At 57.1% G+C, this 19,691-nt stretch carries 14 protein-coding genes; 5 read left to right on the forward strand and 9 right to left on the reverse strand.

Annotated features, from left to right (window positions below; all coding sequences use genetic code 11):
* Nucleotides 1-301: 301 nt before the first annotated feature.
* The 3 genes from BUS12_RS09095 to BUS12_RS09105 all read left to right on the forward strand — a co-directional run bounded on the left by BUS12_RS09095 (nt 302) and on the right by BUS12_RS09105 (nt 6,996).
* Nucleotides 302-4,633, forward strand: a complete 4,332-nt coding sequence (locus BUS12_RS09095) for an NACHT domain-containing protein (protein WP_143788285.1) — start codon at nt 302-304, stop codon at nt 4,631-4,633.
* Nucleotides 4,634-4,731: 98 nt separating this feature from the next.
* The gene (locus tag BUS12_RS09100; RefSeq protein ID WP_074295391.1) at nt 4,732-5,985 is read left to right on the forward strand and encodes a hypothetical protein; all 1,254 of its coding nucleotides are present in this window, start codon (nt 4,732-4,734) and stop codon (nt 5,983-5,985) included.
* A gap of 21 nt (nt 5,986-6,006) precedes the next feature.
* Nucleotides 6,007-6,996 (forward strand): hypothetical protein, encoded by a 990-nt coding sequence (locus tag BUS12_RS09105; RefSeq protein ID WP_074295392.1) that lies wholly within the window; start codon nt 6,007-6,009, stop codon nt 6,994-6,996.
* Between the two features lie 71 nt (nt 6,997-7,067).
* On the opposite strand, the gene BUS12_RS39105 is transcribed toward BUS12_RS09105, so the two are convergent.
* From BUS12_RS39105 to BUS12_RS09140, 7 genes are all read right to left on the reverse strand, one after another.
* On the reverse strand, nt 7,068-8,360 hold the full coding sequence (locus BUS12_RS39105; protein WP_216352705.1) for a hypothetical protein: 1,293 nt from the start codon (nt 8,358-8,360) through the stop codon (nt 7,068-7,070).
* A 190-nt stretch (nt 8,361-8,550) separates the two neighbouring features.
* Nucleotides 8,551-9,477 carry a toll/interleukin-1 receptor domain-containing protein gene (locus tag BUS12_RS09115; protein WP_074295393.1) on the reverse strand — a complete coding sequence of 309 codons (927 nt, stop codon included), beginning with the start codon at nt 9,475-9,477 and terminating at the stop codon, nt 8,551-8,553.
* Nucleotides 9,478-9,501: 24 nt separating this feature from the next.
* Nucleotides 9,502-10,269, reverse strand: a complete 768-nt coding sequence (locus BUS12_RS09120) for a hypothetical protein (protein ID WP_074297302.1) — start codon at nt 10,267-10,269, stop codon at nt 9,502-9,504.
* A gap of 180 nt (nt 10,270-10,449) precedes the next feature.
* Nucleotides 10,450-12,321: a DUF3732 domain-containing protein gene (locus BUS12_RS09125; RefSeq protein ID WP_171991620.1), complete on the reverse strand. Its 1,872-nt coding sequence runs from the start codon at nt 12,319-12,321 to the stop codon at nt 10,450-10,452.
* Between the two features lie 71 nt (nt 12,322-12,392).
* Nucleotides 12,393-12,908: a three component ABC system middle component gene (locus tag BUS12_RS09130; RefSeq protein WP_074295395.1), complete on the reverse strand. Its 516-nt coding sequence runs from the start codon at nt 12,906-12,908 to the stop codon at nt 12,393-12,395.
* Nucleotides 12,905-14,119 carry an ABC-three component system protein gene (locus BUS12_RS09135; RefSeq protein ID WP_074295396.1) on the reverse strand — a complete coding sequence of 405 codons (1,215 nt, stop codon included), beginning with the start codon at nt 14,117-14,119 and terminating at the stop codon, nt 12,905-12,907. Before BUS12_RS09135 ends, BUS12_RS09130 begins: the two co-directional genes overlap by 4 nt.
* A gap of 387 nt (nt 14,120-14,506) precedes the next feature.
* Nucleotides 14,507-15,661 carry a tyrosine-type recombinase/integrase gene (locus tag BUS12_RS09140; RefSeq protein ID WP_074295397.1) on the reverse strand — a complete coding sequence of 385 codons (1,155 nt, stop codon included), beginning with the start codon at nt 15,659-15,661 and terminating at the stop codon, nt 14,507-14,509.
* A gap of 179 nt (nt 15,662-15,840) precedes the next feature.
* On the opposite strand from BUS12_RS09140, the gene BUS12_RS09145 reads away from it, so the two are divergent.
* Nucleotides 15,841-16,794, forward strand: a complete 954-nt coding sequence (locus tag BUS12_RS09145; RefSeq protein ID WP_074295398.1) for a DNA-binding protein — start codon at nt 15,841-15,843, stop codon at nt 16,792-16,794.
* Nucleotides 16,795-17,129: 335 nt separating this feature from the next.
* On the forward strand, nt 17,130-17,900 hold the full coding sequence (locus BUS12_RS09150) for a hypothetical protein (RefSeq protein ID WP_074295399.1): 771 nt from the start codon (nt 17,130-17,132) through the stop codon (nt 17,898-17,900).
* Between the two features lie 71 nt (nt 17,901-17,971).
* Here BUS12_RS09150 and BUS12_RS38095 read toward each other — a convergent pair whose 3' ends face one another.
* A complete protein-coding gene (locus BUS12_RS38095) occupies nt 17,972-18,157 on the reverse strand; it encodes a hypothetical protein (RefSeq protein ID WP_143788286.1) in 186 nt (61 codons plus the stop codon).
* A gap of 245 nt (nt 18,158-18,402) precedes the next feature.
* The gene (locus tag BUS12_RS09155; protein ID WP_074295400.1) at nt 18,403-19,512 is read right to left on the reverse strand and encodes an ABC transporter ATP-binding protein; all 1,110 of its coding nucleotides are present in this window, start codon (nt 19,510-19,512) and stop codon (nt 18,403-18,405) included.
* Nucleotides 19,513-19,691 lie beyond the last annotated feature (179 nt).

Here is a 19,691-nt window from a genome sequence, read left to right on the forward strand (position 1 = left end):
AACGTTTCTCGCGAAGCGATAACCGCGGCGGCCACTGGTCTCGCTTCGGCGCGGCGCTTGCCATCGCGGTCGGGCTGCTGATCTAGGTGTCAGTGAAGCCGCCGGTCGGGCGCATGATCGTGCCTGTCTGCCTCAGATACAGGAGACACAACGGGCGTCGCCTCAAATCGATTGGCATCGGCGGGAAGACGACTACGGCCTGCCCGGTCGAGCCAACGTCGCATTCCATGAAACATCTGGCGCGTGTCGTAGAATCGGACAGGATCGAACCGGGGACAAACCAAATCCGTCGAGGGACCAATTGGATGCAAAGCGCATTAAAGAGGCTGAGGACGGGATTTCGCCCGCCGGCACGCGAAATCAAGATGCAGGATTTATTGAACTTGGTCGAAGATTCGAGGTTTATCGAGACGATGAGCCTGTAGACGAAGCGGCAAGACGGAGCTATGTCGCCGAATTTGCAGGTAAACAGTATCAGCTTGATTGGCACGCCCTGCTGGCCCATCGGCTCGTTGTTGTTCTCGGCGAGCCGGGCAGCGGCAAATCGGAAGAGTTGCGCGCCCAACACCGCCGCAACCCCGACAGTTTCATCCTCCGACTGGAGCAACTCGTCACCGAGGATATCGACAAAATCCTGTCGGACGAGGAACTCGACCGTCTGAAGCGATGGAAAAACTCAGGCGTCCCGGCCCTATTCCTACTGGATGCGGTCGATGAGTCAAAGCTCAAACGAGACGATGACTTCATCGTCGCGCTGGACCGGCTTAGCAAAGCATTAGGGGCTGCTCGCTATCGGGCGCGCCTGATCGTCAGCTCGAGAATCAGCGAATGGCGCCCACAGACCGACCGCGATGCATTGCGAGAGCGGTTTGCCGTTCCTAGTGGCGGCGGCACACCAGATTCGGGCAGCAGCGAAATCCTAGTTACAACCATTCTCCCACTTACGGCCGTGCAGGTTCGCCAGTTTGCAGAAAGCAGAGGGATACGGAATGCACAGCAATTTCTCGACGCCTTAGGCGAGCATAACGCGTGGCCCTTTGCCGGTCGACCACTGGACGTTTCAAACTTGTACGCCTACTGGCAGGAAAAAGGAACGCTGAGTGGCCTGACCGCATTGACCGACTACATGGTCAAAAAGCTGCTTGCCGAGGTGCCTAACAAGGAAAAGGGCGACCCGCTAACTTCCGAGCAAGCTAGGTTTGGCGCCGAATACCTGGCTGCTGCCGCCGTGCTATGCCGGAATCTCAAGTTCGAAGTTGCGGACGACGGTCACGTCGCAGACCAAAAGCGCCTCTCACCTGAACGCATTCTGCCCAGCGACTGGAAGCCAAACGAGAGGCGCGCGTTGCTGGACCGTGCGATATTCGACTCTGAAAGTCGAGGGGCTCTATCTTTTCACCATCGGTCACACGTCGAATTTCTTGCCGCCTCCTGGATTGAGCGGCTGATGGAGCACAACTGTCCGTTCGAGGCACTCCAGGGCATTCTGTTTGTCCAGGAAGACGGTGCGACGACATTGCGCGCATCCCTAGCCCCCGTCGCTGCATGGCTGGTTAGCTCTGACGTAGCGCCCTGGCGCAAAAGGTTGACGAACCTGCTCGTGGAAACGGCACCGGAGATCCACTTGCAGTGGGGCGACCCAGCGGCGTTGTCACTTGAACATCGCAAGCGTGTTCTTGACGCCATCGTGCGCAAGTACCGCGGACGCGAATATGTCTCCATCGATGTCAGCCTAGAGGCGCTGGCCCGGATTGCAGACGCCGGCCTTGCAGAAGATATCTCGACCTACCTCACGGACCCGGACGTCTCCGACTCATTGAAGGCCGATTTTCTCATGATGATCATGGAGGGAAGGCTTCCCGGTTGCATCGACGGTGCGCTTAAGCTCTTCGAAAACCCTCAGAGTGCCGAGTCTCTAAAACGTTATTGCGTCCTTGCCATCCGCGAAGCAGGCACCAGTGAGCATCGACGACAGTTGGCAATGAGTTGCCAAAAACTGGAGAGCATCGACAATAGAACCCTTGGATATCTGTTTGAGACGCTGTTCCCTTCTGTTCTTACGGTGGCAGAGGCCCTGGAATTGCTGCAGAGGGCGACTTTGGTCACTCGCTACGAGATCGAGTTCCTGAACGCTGTTCGAGATCGGTTGACGCAGTCTCTGGATGGTTCAAGTGCGATTTACTTTCTGCGCGGCTTCGTCGACATGATTGCGAGCGCGCCCATCAGTGTCTCGCGACGTGTATCCGAACAGTATTACTGGGTGTCCGACCTGATGCCCCTTTGTCTATCGGTAGTCCTGGCACAGCCGAAGTTCCCGGCAGCGGACATCGACACGGTGTTCGAGGCTATATTGCACGTCGAACACGACATCATGTTCGATCCCAAGGGCGATGCTGATGTCGAATCACATCGCGAAAAAACGCGAGATGCGCTTGCAAAGAACGCCAAACTACGTCAAGCCATTTTTTGGAGGCGGGTCACGCGATACCGCGCATCGCAGAATGGCCGGGAGCCCCCAACACACACTCTCAACCCACATGTCAGTCTGATGCCGTGGGCACCTCCCGACATTGCCTGGATGCTAACCGACTCTCTTGAGCGCGCAGATGGCCGTGACCGGAAAATCGCCATGGAAGCGGCGCTCAATATATTCTGGTCGACACGAAACCCGCTCCCTACAACGGTCTTGGAACTCCGACGGGCGCTCGCTCGCGGAGACCTTCGGGCACTGGTACTGAGGCACATTCGCAACCGGCTAATTGCGCCGATCTGGCTGCGATACGATAAATATGTGCGTAACCGTCTGCTGGCAGCCCATTGGTGGACGATGCGTCACATGGAGATTGTGCGGACAAAGAACGCGATCAAATCACAGTTTTGGTTATGGACCCATCTGGCGGGAGTAAAGTCAGGAAAATACCCCGTTGCGCTCCGGTACCTAGTTGGACCGATGGAGGACGGCAGCTCGTCTAAGTACAGTATCTCAGCATGGGACAAGGTTCGCTCCAAGTGGGGTGCCTCACTTACCACTGCTGCTCAGGAAGGATGTGCCACTATCTGGAAGATATTTTCACCACGGCTGCCACACGAACGACAAGAGAAGAATTCGGTGGACGGTCGAGTCGTGCTCGGTCTGATTGCCCTGCAAACGGCGTGGGAGTCCGGGGTCATGGGGGTCGATCAACTTAATGGCGCGGATGTGAACCGCGCCGTGAGATATGCCTGCAGCGAACTTAACGGTTTGCCAGACTGGTTCGAAGCTTTGGCAAATGCATTTCCCAACGAGGTCGGAGATGCACTGAAACCCGCCATCGATGCCGAATTCGGGTACCCGGCGAACACTCCGCTCGTCCATGAGGTACTGGCCAAGCTGTCCGAATCGAAGTCCCCTACTACCGCGGCGGCAAATGCCGTACGTCAATGTCTGTCAAAGCGAGACCCGCTGAATAGCAATGTCCTGAGGCAGGCCACGACAACACTCCTCCGCACAGGGGTTCCTTTTTACGATGACCTCCTCGCGCTGGCACCTGCCAGAGTACAGTTGTATGCCGTCAGCGATGCCCACTGGCTTGCATGGATGAGCATATGGCTGCGACTAGACGCCATACCGGCAGTTCAGCGCCTTGAAACCGCCACAAAAGCTTGCAGTTCAGATGACTCTGATGAGTTAGTGGTTCGCCTTTGCTCAATGCTTGGCGGGAACTACGGCGCGGCGCTGCCCATGGGGGGCTCCTCCTTGCTCGCTCCGTCATCACTGGCTCTGTTGATTCCCCTCGTTAGCCGTCACGTCCGCAGAGAGGACGATATCGACCGTGCAGGCAAGGGGGCGTATTCCCCACTGCCAAGGGACGATGCTCAAGATTTCCGGTCCCGACTTTGGGAAGTACTGCGTACTTCTGATTCCCGCGAAGCCGACACAGTACTAGAAGGATTCCTCAACGATTCCTTACTGTCGGACGAGCACGATTGGATACTGAGTATGCTGGAGAAAAGAAAAGGCACGCAGGCCGATCCGGCGGCATGGTTTCCAGAGGACGTTCAGGCGTTTGGCATGCATTATCGGCACAAGCCGCGTTCTAACTATCAGCTTTACCAGCTGGCAACTCGTCTCTTGCTGGATATCAAGGCGAGTGTCGAGATTTCCGAGAACGCCACCGATCGGCTTCAGGTGCGCAAAGAAGATAAAGAAGTGCACTTCCAAGGATTCCTCAAACGCCAACTCGATCAGCGTTCGCTGCAATGGTTTTCCGTAACGCAGGAAAGTACTATTGACCTCAATCAGCGGCCAGACTTGCGCGTCGAGATTCCAGACATCAATGCCTTGCCTGTCGAAGTGAAATTGGCGAACCTCGACCATTGGACTGCCGAAAAACTACTTGAGCGTCTCGAGGTGCAACTAGTTGGCCAATATCTACGCGCAGCTAGCGTCAACTATGGCGTGTACGTTGTCGGGAACACTGAACCTAAGCGTCAATGGCAACGCCCCGGTGATAAACAGCTGATTGGTTTTGCTGAGCTCGTCTCCCTACTTCAGGCAAGGGCCGAGGAGTTGGTCGCCGAGCGTTCCGAGGCAGTCTACGGACTAAGCGTCATTGGTATCGACTTTTCAGATCCACGAGAACGACGCCCGTAAAACGGCGATGCTGATAACCGCCCTGAGCGCCCTAGTTTCTGCTGACACGGCAGCCGCAGGAAGACAGTAATCGAAGGTTAGACCTTGGAACCCAGACCTTGAGAAACAACATACCGACGAAGACTTTCAAAATCTTCTATTCCTGGCAAAGCGATCGCGAAAACAAGTGCTGCAAAGACTTCATCCGGAAAGCAGCCGATGCCGCAGCCGAGAGGGTAAGCGCACACTTTGGCGTCCCAATCTCGGTCGAAGCGGATACAGAAGGTGTCGCTGGAACGCCGCCGATCAACGAGACCATACTCCGCAAGATCGATGAGTGCGATATCTTTCTAGCAGACATGACTTTCGTGGCAGCATCCGGTGTGGGAAAGCTGCTGCCGAATCCGAACGTGATGGGTGAGTACGGCTATGCCCTGAAATCGAAGGGCCTCGCCCGAATCCTTCTTGCCATGAACACGGCTTTCGGTCCGCCCGAAAATCTGCCGTTCGATTTACATCATCTTCGCCACCCTGCCCGCTATACGCTCGAGGAAAGCGCACCCGATGGACAGCGCCGTAAAGCGCGCTCAGATTTTTCTGCCATTCTGGAAAGAAACATCTCGATCGCTATCGAGGAGCTTCTGAAAGCTCCGGAAACGACGCCTTCGACGAGTCGTTGGGGAGAAGCCGAAGAAGCCATCAGCAGATTTTTGCATTCGCGCGTCGCCACGCCCTCGCCAGTTCTCGTGAAAGATCCCAAACTGGTGGTGTGCGTTATCCCGATAGCGTCCCTCGATCACCCACGTCTCAGTGCTGCCGCGGTCAAAGCGACCCGTCCGCAGTTTCCACCGTCAATCGATGCGCGAGTGCAGGATGGTCAGGACGAAAACCAGTGGTGGTCCAGCGACCCGCCTCGGCATGTTGTAAACAAACCGAATCGTGAAGCAAGATGGTCCTTTCGTCTAGTGAGACCCGGGTTATTTGAAGTCGCCACGACCATCGGCGAGCGTGTAGGCGACGACCCCGAAATCGTGGTTCTTGGTAGGGATATTGAGCGGCATCTTGTGAACGCGGTCGACCGTGTGGCGACTGTGGCGCATCAACTCGGTCTGCAAGGACCCGCCTTGATCGCAGCCAACCTCGAAGGAATTGAGGATGTCGAAATCCACCGGGAACGTCCCGGTGCAGGAGGGCGCCGTATCAGGCGGCCGTCTGCGTCGCTCAGGACTTTCCCAATTCAGAGCCTGACTGCGCCAACCGCGGATGCTCTGGCCGATATGATGGAAAGCATGTGGCTCATCGGCGGATGGGACGACGGATCCCCCTTTTTTGCCGACGGCCGTTGGATCGGCTATGAATCAAACCATACATAACCGAAGGGGATATAGAAGCTTATGTCGATCTACAACGACATTTTAGACCAGCAGGGTGGCAACCACAGGGCAGCAGGCGACCTTCATGAGGTTTTGTGGAGCAGGCTTCTTGCAAAGGAGGATCCGAGATTTCATAACGTGCGGCTCGCGGGTGGCGACGGCGGCGTGGACGGGATCATTGTTACGGACCCGGCTTTAGGGAATGTTACCGTTTTCCAAGCAAAGTTTTTCAAAAACATCACTCAGAAAGCAAATCGAGACGCCATCTTAGAATCGTTTACCCGTGCTCATAATCACGGTTTTACAGTATCGGAATGGGTGCTGCTTGTACCGGTCCCGCTCTCCACCAAGGAAATCGACTGGCTCTCAAGCGGGGAGCTCCAAAGGCATGCAGGAGCCAGATTAGACATTTCGCGCAAGTGCCGACTCGATCAGTGCGTTGTCAAATATCGCGAGGGCTCCGAGCTAGAGAGGCTAGCCGAGCGGAACTTGACAGTCACGGCTGACCTTCTGCCGAAATCCGCTAAAGCGCTGCAGAAAATCATTGCTACCGAACGAAGACTCAAGACACGCCTACAGCTTGAGATTGTCGATCGCCTGAGAACAATCAACGAAGACATCATTCGACAGCGCAAGATTGAGACGGTCCGGGCGCAGTCCGCCCTAAAAGCACTTCGAAAAGGCTGGGCCGACCATACCTTGATGTTAGATCAAACGCGGCGAGAAAACGCCGCACCGGGCCTCGTACAGGAATACACGCGCGACTTCATGGAATTCATCAGACAACGGCTAGATCTTGCATTTATGACGGAAGGCCTGTGCGAAGGCATCAGCGTCAAGTTAAGTGAAATTTTCGCAACGACATTTCACCTCAGCGCCGCGGCGGGACGGGCACAAATCCCCAATATGAAGGCTGAGAAAGCTACGATGTGGAAGCTACTCGGAACACTGCTGGATCAGTGCCGAGAGTTTGACATCGAGCTTGCCAAAGCAGTAGGGAAATTTGTCTAGGGCTTATCCATGCGTAGCTCCGCAACGACTAGCCATTGCTGTGGTTTGGAGCATGCTGAACGACTTCATGATCAACGGCGATCAGGCGGGAACCCCAGAAGCGGCACTGGTCGATCCCCACCCTGATAGACGCTTATCCGCTCTATCAATTGAGGCAAAAGGGCGTCGACCTTTTCATTGTCCACATCGTGATGAGCGTGGGGCCGCTGACAGATCACCTCCTTCAACTCAGCAAGCGAAACGATCGAACTCGGATCGCGCAAATCGGCCTCGGCGGTATCCAAGGCTTCGCGTGCGAGGTGCCTGGCGACATTGCTACAGTCTTCGCACAGGTCGTAAACAGTGTGCCGGTGCTGAGCCGTAGGGTCATAAAGTACCTTCTCCTTCACCTCAAATACCCATGGAGTCTTTCCAGATGGACGCACACACTGAAACCGCGATCGCTCACAGCAGCCGCACTGCCAATCGGGTCCGACGCGACTCCAGAATTTACCTCTCGTTCCTTCCAGCAACTGAATGTCTTGCGCGGATGGAATAGCATTGCGTGCCTTTTTTGTCTTCTTGAGGCGCCACGACGCCGAACTCCCCCTCCTGACACTCGTACGATAGAGAAGCGTCTCCGGCACACCATTGGCGCCCAGGCGTCTCGCTAGTTCATCGAGTCCCGTCCAACTAAAAATTTCTTTGGCTCTTTTCTCAGTTCGAGCTGCGGTTACCTCGGACGCTTGATACCAATGAAGATTGCTAGCCGCCATCTTGGCGACTCTGCTTACCATAGCCATTCGCATTGCGAAGATGGCACGCCCCTCATCCCAGATTCTCCTGGCGATCGTGCCATCGATAAGATGCGGTCCCACGTTGGGTCGTGGTTCGACGAACTGCCTGATCTCTGCGGGGGAAAAGGAGAAGTCCTTATGTGTGCCTGCCAAGCGTTTTGCCTGTGCATCCGCATAATTGCAGTCGGAGCAGATTACCGTGTTGTCATAGGCAGAGAGTCCAAACGCCGTCCTGATCGCGAATTTCTCGGCCAGTTCATCCGCGACTACGACCTGCCTTTTTACCGCTTCGGCCAAAAACATTTTACGAACAAGGTCCCTCATATGATCGTGGTGCTCATGCAACTGACCCATAAGGAAGTGGTGCTGGTCAAGACGGACAATTTTGGGCTTTGAGCGTCCGCACGCGGGACACAGCCAATCCGAGCCAGTCATGACCCACCATCGATTGACGTGGATGCCCTTCGCACCAAACTGCTCTTTGAGGCTCGACATCGTAGACGAGTATTCGCTATCAATTCCGGTCAAACCCCTGTTGCCCAAAAAATCACGTAACTCATCAATGGTCGATATGTGACGGAAGTCCATCTCTCAATCTCGTTCAAAAGTGCTCATCGATCTTCCCTGTGCAATCAAACAAAGGCGACACGCCTGAAGTGATCGCAGCGGCTAGCACGCGCTCAAGGTGACACACTCCAGTTGCGCTTCCGCTGTGTGAATCGTTGCACGTTGTACACCTGAGTCGCCCGCAAGTGCACAGATCGCTGAATCGGGGTGATCAAAATGAAACTGGACGAGGGCCTAGCGGCGGCACCGGGATTGGAACGTTGTGAAGCTCCCGAACCAGGTCCTTGTACGCATTTTCTGCATCCGGGCCGTCGGTCAGGTCCAAATATCTCCGTCCCTGCAGATCGTGGGGGACGAAAGCTTCGCCGACGGAAGATCGGCGCACAACAGGAATGAATTTATTTGTTCCGACGTCATGCATGATGTGACTGCTTACGAGCATCTGTTCATAGCCCACACCGCCCTGCCGTTCGTATCCCCTGCGCACATATTGCTCGGTTGAGATAACAAGCACGCGATCACTTTCTCGGACGCCCCTGACCATAAACGTGCTCAGGTCCTCACCAAGGCCGAGATGCCACTGATCCAGGACTACGTCGATGCCGTCGCGCCGCAGAGCCGTCGCCAGTTGCGCGACCCATGTACGATGCTCCGGTGAATCCCAGGAATATGAGATGAAAACGCGCGGAGGTCGCGCTTGCGGCGCGAGTATCGGATTGGATGTAATGCGTGCAGCGTGAAGTATTTGGCCGAGATCGACGTTCTTGACTGCCCAATGGGTACGGTTGACCTCCCCCTTGGACCCGATATCCAGTGCATCCAACAGGCCCGAAAAAACTTGTGGAGATATTTCCGGGATGGTGGGATCAAGCGCAAACGTCAAGCCGAATTCTGACTGCCTGCTCGTCAGCCCGGTAATCCGGCCGACGCGGGCGGGAGCCTTAAGATATTTCTCGTACGCAAATAGAGTGGGCAATGACATCAGCGCGGCGAGCGCGCTCTCGTCCGAAATGCTGAAACGCTGCTTCACACTATCATGCGTATATTCGAAGACCCGGTCGTAACCCATCGTCCACGATGTACCGGTCCAAGCTTCGTCATTGCCGGACATCAGCAAATTGTAATATTGGTTTTGCATGAGAATCCCTGCGTAACGTTGTGCTTACAATCCCGAGCCGAGTTTTCGCTTCAGCAGAAACCAGCACATGCCCAGCGCGAGTGATCGGCCGAGCCGAGCCATCTGCTCTTCTGAGACTCCGACTGGCCGATGAGACCCGGGGCTGATGAAACCATAGACGCCGGCCAAGCCTTTCTCTTCCTCCATACTAATCAGTCCGGCTGTCTTCAGATAGGAGATCACGCCCCCCCATTTTGCTGGGTTGTAGTTCTGGTCCTTCAATGCCTTCAGGCTTTCTGCGATATCCACAGCAAGTGTCTCAAGCGCGACGCGGGCGGCGTTGAGAGATGCGTTGTAATTCGGAGGCGTCACACGAAACATTTCTGTCGATTCGTTAATCTTGCGAATGATCTCTGAAGCACGTGATGCGGCGCAGCTTCCCAACTCCCGCAACAGATCATCGTCGACCGGAGCGGCATCCCCGATTGACGGATCGCTCGCCCGGATCTCCCTGTCCTCAACCACGTAGCCATCGAGCACGAGACATTGCACAAGGTCGATCCAGCGTTCTTCGAAGCGGTACCTTGGGCTAACTGCGGACCGCAGGTTGCCTTGCGTGCGAACAATTTCGTCAAGCAGGACCATCATTGCATTCTGATCGGCGCGGGTCAGCGTATCCGTGAGGCCGCGAAGCAGCAGCGCCGGATACAGATCCGAAAAGATACCGGCCTTGCCGAGCAGTACGGTGCAGACCGTCGGCTCCTGAAGGGCCAAAAACTGACACAGCGATAGCCTTGTTCGTTGACTAAGCATGACACGCCCTCTTTCTATGATCCACGGTTGCTGCGTCTTCCGGTGTGCGACCCTTGCGCGGAACCGTCGCGGGAACAAGCGAAGGTCGAGGGAAGCCGGAACAGCGCTCTTAATCTGGACTCGCAGAAGAAAATCAGTAGAAAAGCAGTCCGGCAAACGCACGAAGATAGAAATGAACTGCTAGCTCAATAACGGCCAGTCTTGCGGGATAAGCTTGACCCCGTTGCGCCATCGCTCACGCACGGCAGTCTGAAATCGTGGGTCATCGCTGAAGTCCGGGTGGTCAGTGATAATAATCTGGAAGCGGCCTTTTTCCTCTTCAATCACGTCAAATATCAACTTGTAAAGCGCCTTGACCGCCTTCCGGTCCGTATCGATTTTGCTGGTATCCACGTTTCCGCGCTGGACGGCATCGGGAGAGAAGTGTGCCTGCGAAAGCTGATCGAGCAGAAGAAATGAGGGAACGGGACGCTTTCGTTCCGCGAACCACTTGTGCAGGGCAAGATGCGCAACGATGTGGTAGCCAACGTGGTTTTCTCCGCTACCAATTTCTCGCATCGGGATCGGCCGATTCGGGGTGTCTGCAACAATAGTCAGCGCCCTCGGGTCGAGGCGCAGCGGACTATCCGAGTATTCGAGGTCGACACGTTCAGCGAAGTCGGAGAGACTGCGGTTGACGTTGGATAGGCAAGACTCCAGACGTTCCTGGATGGCGTCGGTACTGACGGCCTCGTAGATCTCCAGTTCCTGCTCTCTAAGCTTTGCAAGCTTGTTGCGTTGCTCACTTACGTCGGGCATCTCCGGAATGTTTTCGACGTATAGGCTGATACGTCCAACTACCAGGGCCTGACGCGCCTCTGTGTCCGATGCGAGCTGTAGTCGCGTGCTTGACCGCTTGATGGAACCAAGTAACTCGCGATTCGTCTCTAGGTCGCGACGGTTCTCTATGAGTTTTTGTTCAATCTCGACAATCGCGGATTCAATGCGCGGCGTCGCCGAATCCATCGCGCCGCCGCGCTCTCCGATATTATCCTTCGCTGCGCGCAGTTCATCGATTGACGGTGCAGCGGACGCTGCCGGAAGGTCCTGCAGGCACAATGGGCACGCGTGACCTTGAGCAGAAGGTTCAAAGACGGAAATTGCCTCCAGTCGCGCGACATGCTCGGCGGCTTCTTTTGCGAATCCCCGAGAATTGCCTTCAAACGCGCGTGCCCTGTCAATTGCAGCCTGTATGGCGCGTTGTGCCTGCAATAACTCAGTACGTTTCTGTGTCAGTCTATGGAATTCGGCCTGGTCATCACCTTCGGCAACAGGCGGAGCGATCGGAGAGTTCTGTATTCGTTTCAGGACTTCCACTTTCTCCGCCCACGAAGTGTCATCCGCGATCTCGGTCAGCCCGACCGATTTAGCCTCTGCCAGCAGGGTGTCAGCACGACTTACGCCGTCGCCGACGATTGCGGATGCTTCGGCCAGCCGCTTTTCGAGTTGCCGGATTTCGGCGCGGACCTGTTTCAGCAGTTGCTGGTTCCGGATGTATTCGTCGGTAACGGCTCCAAGAAAGTACGGCAAGGTGTCCTTGATCGCCTGGGCTACGAAGCGATCGCTAGCACCATGAAACAGGACACCCTTCTGGCCGACCTCGTTTTGTGACTGGAAGCAAAACGTGAGCGCATGATTGAAGGTCGCGGACAGCGGCGGACGTGAGTGTCCTGCCGGCGGCTCGTGCAGATAGTCTGTTATCCCCACCCAGGACGCCAGCATCGCCGCCAGCCCGTCGGTGTTCGTGGTCTGCCGAAGTTCGGAGGCTTGTGGAATATCGAGCGATTGGCCGATCTTGATGAAAACTGCCTCGTTCGATTTGCCGTTACCGACAGGCAGCTTCCGCGCTATAAACGCCTGCCCGTGCGTTGTCTGCAACAAAAGACCAAACCATCCGGCGCCCCGCCGGATGATTCCCTCGGGAACATCGAGTGCGGACGAGCCGAAGCAATAGTCGATTACGCCGAGGATTGCGGATTTTCCCGTGCGCGAGTCGCCGGAGATGATGTTCACCTTTCCGGGCTCCAATGGCAATACCCGGTGACGACCGTCATGACTATATGCGACGATCGCTCTTATCTGAATCATGGCTGAAGTCCCAGAAGCGCAAGCGTGGTAGCAGATGTTCCGTTCTTTTGTAGCCAGCGGCCTACAAACTGGCCCCGGCGGGCGCAATCCTGCACATCAGGACCCGCGTGTTTCACATAGCTCGTCATTTTCTTTTTTGCGCTGTCAATCGGAGCCACGCTCGGCCCGACAGTAATAAGCGCCCCGTGATGAACGCCAAAAATGATTGCTTCCCTCACGTAGGGTCGCAATATTTCGACTCCCCTTGCGATCGCGGATCGCTCAAGCGGATTATCCTGAAGCCAGGCGATGAGAGAGGTTCGGATGGTGCTGGGTAGCTGCGAGCGCGTCTGGCCACGAAGCACGAGGCTTGTAGCCACAAACGATAGTTCCAGCGGCAAACCGTCTTCGTCTGATTCCGTCGAGAGCGCCTCCTCCCTGTATCCCAGCGCGATGTGCCACAGGACAACCGCACAGAATGCAGGATTCAGGAGATTGCGCTGCTCAATAGTTCGCTCGTGCCATGATGTCATGACGTACTGTCCTCGGCGTGCAGGTCGAGAAGTGCTTCAAGACGCCCTGCAAAATCGGGATGCCAGCCGAGCCGCCGCTCGTCGGCAAGCATATGCAGTGACCCGCGACATACCCACGGAACACTGACGCCTTTCTTGATAGGCACCAATCCGTCTTCCGCCCACTTCAGAATTGCCCGGCCAGCCCGCTTCATCTCTTCTTCGCCCGCGGTCTCTTGCAGTTCATCACAAACCTGGGCGCGGATGAGTTCCCATTCGCGAAGCAGCCGCGTTTCGTATTGCTTCAGATCAGTCTCAAAAAGCAGATCATGGCGGGTCCAGAGGGATCTCTGACGGAATGCCTGCAAGTAACTTGTGATCGCATTATGGATGCGAAACCTGCTGCCACCGACCAGTTCGACCTGCTTGTAGAACGGACGATTAGCAAACTCTGGCAAAGAATCGAGCGCGATCATCAGCGCATCGATTTCCTGATCAATAGGTAACGAATCAGGCTTCAACGACTCCTGTATTTCAAGAATCTGCGCATCCATTTCCGCACGGCTGATGCCGTCATCGGCACTTACGAGTCCGTGGACCACGCGGCTCAGCCACCAGCCCTCAAGCATCTGGACGGCCATTTCATGGTGATGCAGTGAGACGTGGTAAAGCTCTGACTGCAACTGATCAGTGATTTCGTCCACGTTCGGCTGCGCTGGGACCACGAAGATATTCTCGAGGAGCGCCTTTCTCGCGCCGTCTTCCAAAGCGAGATAGGCTTTGAAGATATCGGAAAGCTCTTCGTTCGTTGACGTAGTAGCGGCGTGCTTCAAAAGCTTCGCGGCGGTTTCCACGTTCCGCTTCGTCTGGTCGCAAGAAAGTGCCTCACATGCCGTTCCTTCCGAGACGGTGGACGTCGTGATCAGGAAATGCGAGACAGCTACCGGGATCTCGCCGGACGAAGAACCGACCAGCCAGACGCGCAATGTCTTCCAGAGCTCGGCGCTTAGGTCACCAAGGCTCGCGGCGGTATTGAGTGCATGTTTCGTTTGCAACACCGCAACAGAATCACCGTCGGCGTGAAAACTCACGTCATCGAGTGCTTCAATTTTGACAACGAAGTCTGCAGTCCGGCTTTTCCTGACTGCCCACACTAGCGCAAGCCGAACCTGATAGATGTAGCCGAGCATTGATGGCCCGGCGTTGAAAGCACTAACGCTCGTCTGCTTCATCGTGTGTTGGCTCCTGCTCACCGCGCTCGGATTACGTGCAACTGCTCGGCACATTGCGGGCATCCACCTTCTGGTGAAAGCGCGGCAGACCAGGTCAAGGTCTCGACATAAAACGGGGTGCCTGTGATGGCACTGGGGTTGCCCGGTCCATTGCGGGGGGCGCAAGGCAGGGGCAAGTATTCGCGCTGGTCGTACGCCTTGAATGCAGTCGACGCTGCAGCATCTCATTGAATATGCGATTTATATGAGACTGCGGAACATCGTCGGCTTTCGCCCCGGACTTGTCGAAACAGAGATTGGCGCTCTCGTCCGCCATGTTGCCCCCGATTTCTTATGGTGTTAAATAGCAAAGTGATTCTCTCACATTATGTTTATGTGTTGCAGGGATCAGTTCTGCTCGGGTTCGCGCACGGTATCGGTGTGCCGCTGGTCATCTTCGGCGTGCAGATAGATGCCGGTTGTCTGGATCGACGCATGACGCATGTTCTTCTGGATGAAGCGCAGGTCCGTGCCTGCATCGGCCTGATGCGAAGCTGCACTGTGACGAAGCCAGTGTGTCGATGCACGTCGCAGTGTTTCAGCGCCGGCTACGTCGCCCGTTTCGAGCATATCGGCGGCGCGTCGAAACACTTCCTTGACGATCAGGTAGACCGCCGCCGGCGTCAGATGTCTGCACGGGTCGCCCGCGACGCTCATCACCGCGGCCGCCGTCTCATTCCCCGACGGCATCGGTGCCAGTCCATGAAAAACCCGGTACCGGGCGAGGTCCGCCATCAGCGCGACGCTCACGGGCACCTCCCCTTCGGCGCCGCCCTTCCCGACCACGTGCAGCCACCATTTGCCCCGCCGCTGATAGAAGTCTGCGGCTTTCGCATTCGCCGCTTCCGAGACCCGCAGCCCCGTTTGGTACAGCAGGCGGATCAGCCATCGGCTGCGCTCATAGTGCTGGTGATCGCGGGCGGTGATCCGCGGCCATTGCTCGACGCTGGCGAGTACGTGGTCCCACAGCGCGTGATCCAGATACCGCTCGATCCGTCGAGTGCGCCTTGCCGCTGCGCCGGTCCGGCGGCGCAACGCAAGCGGATTGCCTGCCAGGTAGCCGGCGCTGACCAGGTAGGACAGCAGGCCCGACACAATGCCCAGCGCCTGATGCCGGCTGCGCTCCGACAGCGGGCCGTCGAACAGCCGTCGCGTGCCACCCCGCCGCGGGCGGGTCGGATCGGCCCAGTCGCCGGTCGGCGCCGCGAGAAACTGCTCGTACAGCAGGAAGTCCTCGCGTGTGAGGCTGGATAGGGGTTTGCCGAGCGCCCGGGTGGCCCACAGCAGCAGGCGCACCGCTTCCCTGCGGTAACTGCGCAAGGTGTGCGGCGAACCCGCATATTCCGCGAGCCACAGGCGCACGGCCTCGACGTCGCTGTCCGCAGCAATCTGCAGGTGGCCGCCCCGCGCGCGGTTGGTGCCCGCACGCCCGTCAAGGGCGGCAGGCAACGCTAGCGACAGGGCGATATCAGGAGATTCCGGGGCGGTGACGGGCAGGCTCATGGTGAGACGCGTTTTCGAATGGAGTTTTCGCAGCGTACACGACCAGAACTTGTGATTATGGGCGTTATCACAAATTTTATGCCTGTATCGTTACATGTATAACGTTATACGATGATATACGCTTATAATTCACTGGCGAAACGCCCTCTTCAACCGCTTTTCACGGTGAAACTCTGCCCATGAGCCGTATCAGTGACACCCGCATCCGTACCCGGAAAGCCGCCGCGCAACTGGTCGCCTCGGGCCGGCCTGCGCATGAACTCACCGTCGACCTGATCTACGCAGAAATCCGCCAGGGCAGCCGCACCACCATTAATGACGAGCTGAAACTGTGGAAGGACGAGCAGACGCGCAACGACGCGCTCGCCACAGCACTGCCGCCTGCGGTCGCCACTGCGATGCTGTCGGTGTGGGCGCTCGCGGTTGAGCGAGGCGAGCAGGTCTATACGCAGCGTGGCGACGAACTCGAAGTCGAAGCAGCGGCAGCCATCACCCGCGCCGGGACCCTCGAGACAGCCAATGCGGAACTTCAGGCCGAAGTTCGCACCGCTCGCGCCCAGCTTGGCGACCAGCAGGCACGACTTGCCGCATTGCTTGCTGACCACGCGCAGGCCCAAGCTGGTCGTGACGCTGCGCTCCGGCTGGCTGAAGCATCCGTGGCCGAAAGGGACGCCGTCCGTGCGCAATCGGAGCAGGCGCTGCACGACATGCGATCAGACCATCGTCGTGAAGTTGAAACGTTGCGAGCCACCCACGCCGAACATGAAGCGGCCCTGCGTGCAGAGGTCGACCGTGCGACGGCTCGGCTCGAAGGTGTCCAGAAACGCGTCATGCTGCAGACCGAAGGCGCACGTGACGCGCAACGCCGGGCGGAGGCTGCGCTCTCCGAGGTCCGGAAGCGCAATGAGCAGCTTGTCGGCGACGTTGAGCGGATATCGGCGGACGCCGCCGAACAAAGGCGCCTTGCCGAGCGGCATGAGAAGCTGCACGATCGCGTCACGCAGGAAGCCCGTGAACTACGGCACGAACGCGATGATCTGGCTCAGCAGGTCGCATTGTTACAAGGGCAATTGAAGGCCCGTGAAAAATCCCCGTCGGCCCGTCGAACCAGAGTTTCGCGTCCGCAGACGTGATCACGCGAGGAGTCTGCGCCGCGCCGGTTGCCGCCCGCCACACTGCCCTGCCCGCTGAGAACGCTAAAATATCCCGGCAAAACCGTCATCAGGTCCTGTGCTTGTTTCGTGTTGCACCGAAGCAAAGGTGACATGACGGATGCGACCAAAGAAGGTGCCAAACGATATCCGATGCTGGCCGACATGTGATGGGGGCTGGCTGCGTGAGGCAAGCGGGCGATCGAGCATGGAGATCACCTAGGGCCATAAAGGACATGAAGGTTGGACGGATCTCCCTGCTCGATTCTCTGCATCCGTGCTGCCTCCTCGTTTCTCAAAAAAACTGGATGGTCTGAATGCAATTTACCCGCTGTTATATGTGCGAAGCCGAGGGCACAACGACGGAGCATGTCCCGCCGCGTGCGCTATTTCCGGAGGCGAAAGATGTTCAGGGAAGAAACTATAGGATCGACCTTGTTACCGTCCCCTCCTGCCCGCTCCATAACACAGCCAAGTCGGATGACGACCAGTTCCTGATGGTGAGCCTCGCGGGCATCATTGGCAATAACTCAATCGGTTATCACCATCGGATGACGAAGGTGGACCGTGCAATCCGACGCAGCTCAAATCGACTGCTCGACAAGGTCCTCGTCAAGAAAAGTCATTCGTTAAAAATTGATCTCAACAACAACCGGTTTTTGGAGGTGATCTGGGGAACCCCCGACGCGCAGAGGCTTCACCGTTGCTTCAATCACATTGTTCGCGGTTTGCATTTCCATCACTTTGCAGAGCCTCTGGTGGGCGAGGTCCGTCCATTTTTGGGTTTTCTCTTCCATTCTGACCGGAGTGCCAGGAGTTTCTCAGAATTCATCGAGCACCGGGCAAGCCTCGATCTGGCTGAAAAGACACGATACGGAAAAAATCCAGACGTATTCTTTTACAGCGTCACAGAGCCGGACCAGTTCGGTCTGTACCTGTTTCATCTGTGTTTTTACGGTGGAGTCAACGTATATGCTGCCGTTATCCCCAGCCATAGCAAGCGGCCTCATGACATCGGTTTTGAACTCATGAATCGAGGAATCAAAACCTTTCTCAAGGTAGAAGACAAGAGCTACGAAATCAACTGAGAGCACTCGACTGCGAATCGCAGTTTTTTTAAAGCGGCAAGCCCTACCGCAGAGGAGTATGCGGAAGCGCACTACACCGGAGGAGTATTCATCGCCGTCAGGCGGCCATTCAAAGGCCAGTTCTCGCCGTCGACGCCCTTGCGGATCAGCGGTTCGCCGCCCTTGCCATCACGATGTCCGCTCTGGCCTCGCGGCACTTCATGCCAGAACTCGACATCACGGGCCAAAGAGGCGAGCGTCGTCCATCTGCTTGCCACGACCCAACGCAGCGGCCGCGAACCTCGCGCGAATATGGTGTGGACACCAGCGCAGCAACCCGCCCGGCCGCGCTTCTTCTGTCGCCAGACAACGTCAGCGAGTAGCTTCCCTGGTGAGGCGTGCAAGCACCACGCGGTGACCGCGACGCTCAACGACCTACGGTTTTTGGGCCTAGATTCGGCGCGTTCCGTGCGCGAACGGCATAGCCCGAGAAAGAGGGCGCGACCAACGCGCCCCACCCTCATCAGGCCGCCAGCACCTCGACAATCTTGCGCTGGAATGCTTTCCCGCCGGCATCGAACAGATGGCAATGCTCGGGCGTCGCGCCGAGCTTCTGCGTCTCGCCCTTCGTATGCCGTTCAAGCGGCGGAATACGCGCAATCAGGCCTTCCGGCGATACGCCCGATTCCGCGTACAGATAGGCCGCGTCACCGAGGGATTCGATCGCCATCGTGCGGGCTGAAATGCCGTCATCGGTGTTGCCGACGTGCAGATGCTCGGGGCGAATCCCAACCGTCACCTTGTCGCCCTGCTTCACCGTGCCCGGCTCCACTGCAACGCGCTGGGTCTCGCCGGTTTCGTAGCGCACCGTGACGCCGTCGTGCGTAACCGACTGCACCACGCCCTCCATGAAATTCATTTTCGGCGAGCCGATAAAGCCTGCCACGAAGCGGTTGGCCGGCGCGTGATACAGCATTGTTGGGCTACCGACCTGCTCGACATTGCCCGCCGACAGCACCACGATCTTGTCCGCCAGCGTCATGGCCTCGACCTGATCGTGCGTCACGTAGATCATCGTGGTCTTCAGCTCGTCGTGCAGACGGGCGAACTCCAGGCGCATCTTCACGCGCAGCGCGGCATCGAGGTTCGACAGCGGTTCGTCGAACAGGAACACCTTCGGCTTGCGCGTAATCGCACGGCCGATGGCCACGCGTTGCCGCTGGCCGCCCGACAACTGCTTGGGCTTGCGGTCGAGCAGGTGGTCGATGTGCAGGATCTTCGCTGCATTGCGCACCGCCGCGTCGATCTCCGGCTTCTTGGTGCCGGCAAGCTTCAGCCCGAACGCCATGTTGTCGTACAGCGTCATGTGCGGATAAAGCGCGTATGACTGGAACACCATCGCAATGCCGCGCTTGGCCGGCGGCACGTCGTTCACGCGCGTGCCGTCGATATTCAGATCGCCGCTGGTGATGTCTTCGAGGCCGGCGATCATGCGCATCAGCGTCGATTTCCCGCAGCCGCTCGGGCCCACGAACACAACGAACTCACCGTCCGCGATGTCCAGATTGACGTCGCGCATCACTTCATTGTCGTCGTAGGCCTTTCTGATATTGCGCAGAGTCAAGCTTGCCATGATGTGTCTCCGTGTATTGTTCGTACTAAGCTAATCCAGTTTGAAAGTGTCTGCCAGGGGTGTCCAATTTCACCTTCTCACGTTCACGCCGCCCAACAGGCCGTCTCAATGCGGTCTTCGTGCCGCCTCAATGCGATTCCGCGCTCGCGCGCTTCGCTGTCGATCCGTACACCATCACA

This window comes from Paraburkholderia phenazinium (assembly GCF_900142845.1).
In the GTDB taxonomy this organism is placed as follows: Bacteria; Pseudomonadota; Gammaproteobacteria; order Burkholderiales; family Burkholderiaceae; genus Paraburkholderia; species Paraburkholderia phenazinium_A.

Excerpts from the sequence above, each read along its gene's own strand:
- BUS12_RS09105 (WP_074295392.1), top strand. The coding sequence starts at position 6,007 with ATGTCGATCTACAACGACATTTTAGACCAGCAGGGTGGCAACCACAGG.
- BUS12_RS39105 (WP_216352705.1), bottom strand. The coding sequence starts at position 8,360 with ATGGACTTCCGTCACATATCGACCATTGATGAGTTACGTGATTTTTTG.
- BUS12_RS09115 (WP_074295393.1), bottom strand. The coding sequence starts at position 9,477 with ATGCAAAACCAATATTACAATTTGCTGATGTCCGGCAATGACGAAGCT.
- BUS12_RS09120 (WP_074297302.1), bottom strand. The coding sequence starts at position 10,269 with ATGCTTAGTCAACGAACAAGGCTATCGCTGTGTCAGTTTTTGGCCCTT.
- BUS12_RS09130 (WP_074295395.1), bottom strand. The coding sequence starts at position 12,908 with ATGACATCATGGCACGAGCGAACTATTGAGCAGCGCAATCTCCTGAAT.
- BUS12_RS09135 (WP_074295396.1), bottom strand. The coding sequence starts at position 14,119 with ATGAAGCAGACGAGCGTTAGTGCTTTCAACGCCGGGCCATCAATGCTC.
- BUS12_RS09140 (WP_074295397.1), bottom strand. The coding sequence starts at position 15,661 with ATGAGCCTGCCCGTCACCGCCCCGGAATCTCCTGATATCGCCCTGTCG.
- BUS12_RS09145 (WP_074295398.1), top strand. The coding sequence starts at position 15,841 with ATGAGCCGTATCAGTGACACCCGCATCCGTACCCGGAAAGCCGCCGCG.
- BUS12_RS09150 (WP_074295399.1), top strand. The coding sequence starts at position 17,130 with ATGCAATTTACCCGCTGTTATATGTGCGAAGCCGAGGGCACAACGACG.
- BUS12_RS09155 (WP_074295400.1), bottom strand. The coding sequence starts at position 19,512 with ATGGCAAGCTTGACTCTGCGCAATATCAGAAAGGCCTACGACGACAAT.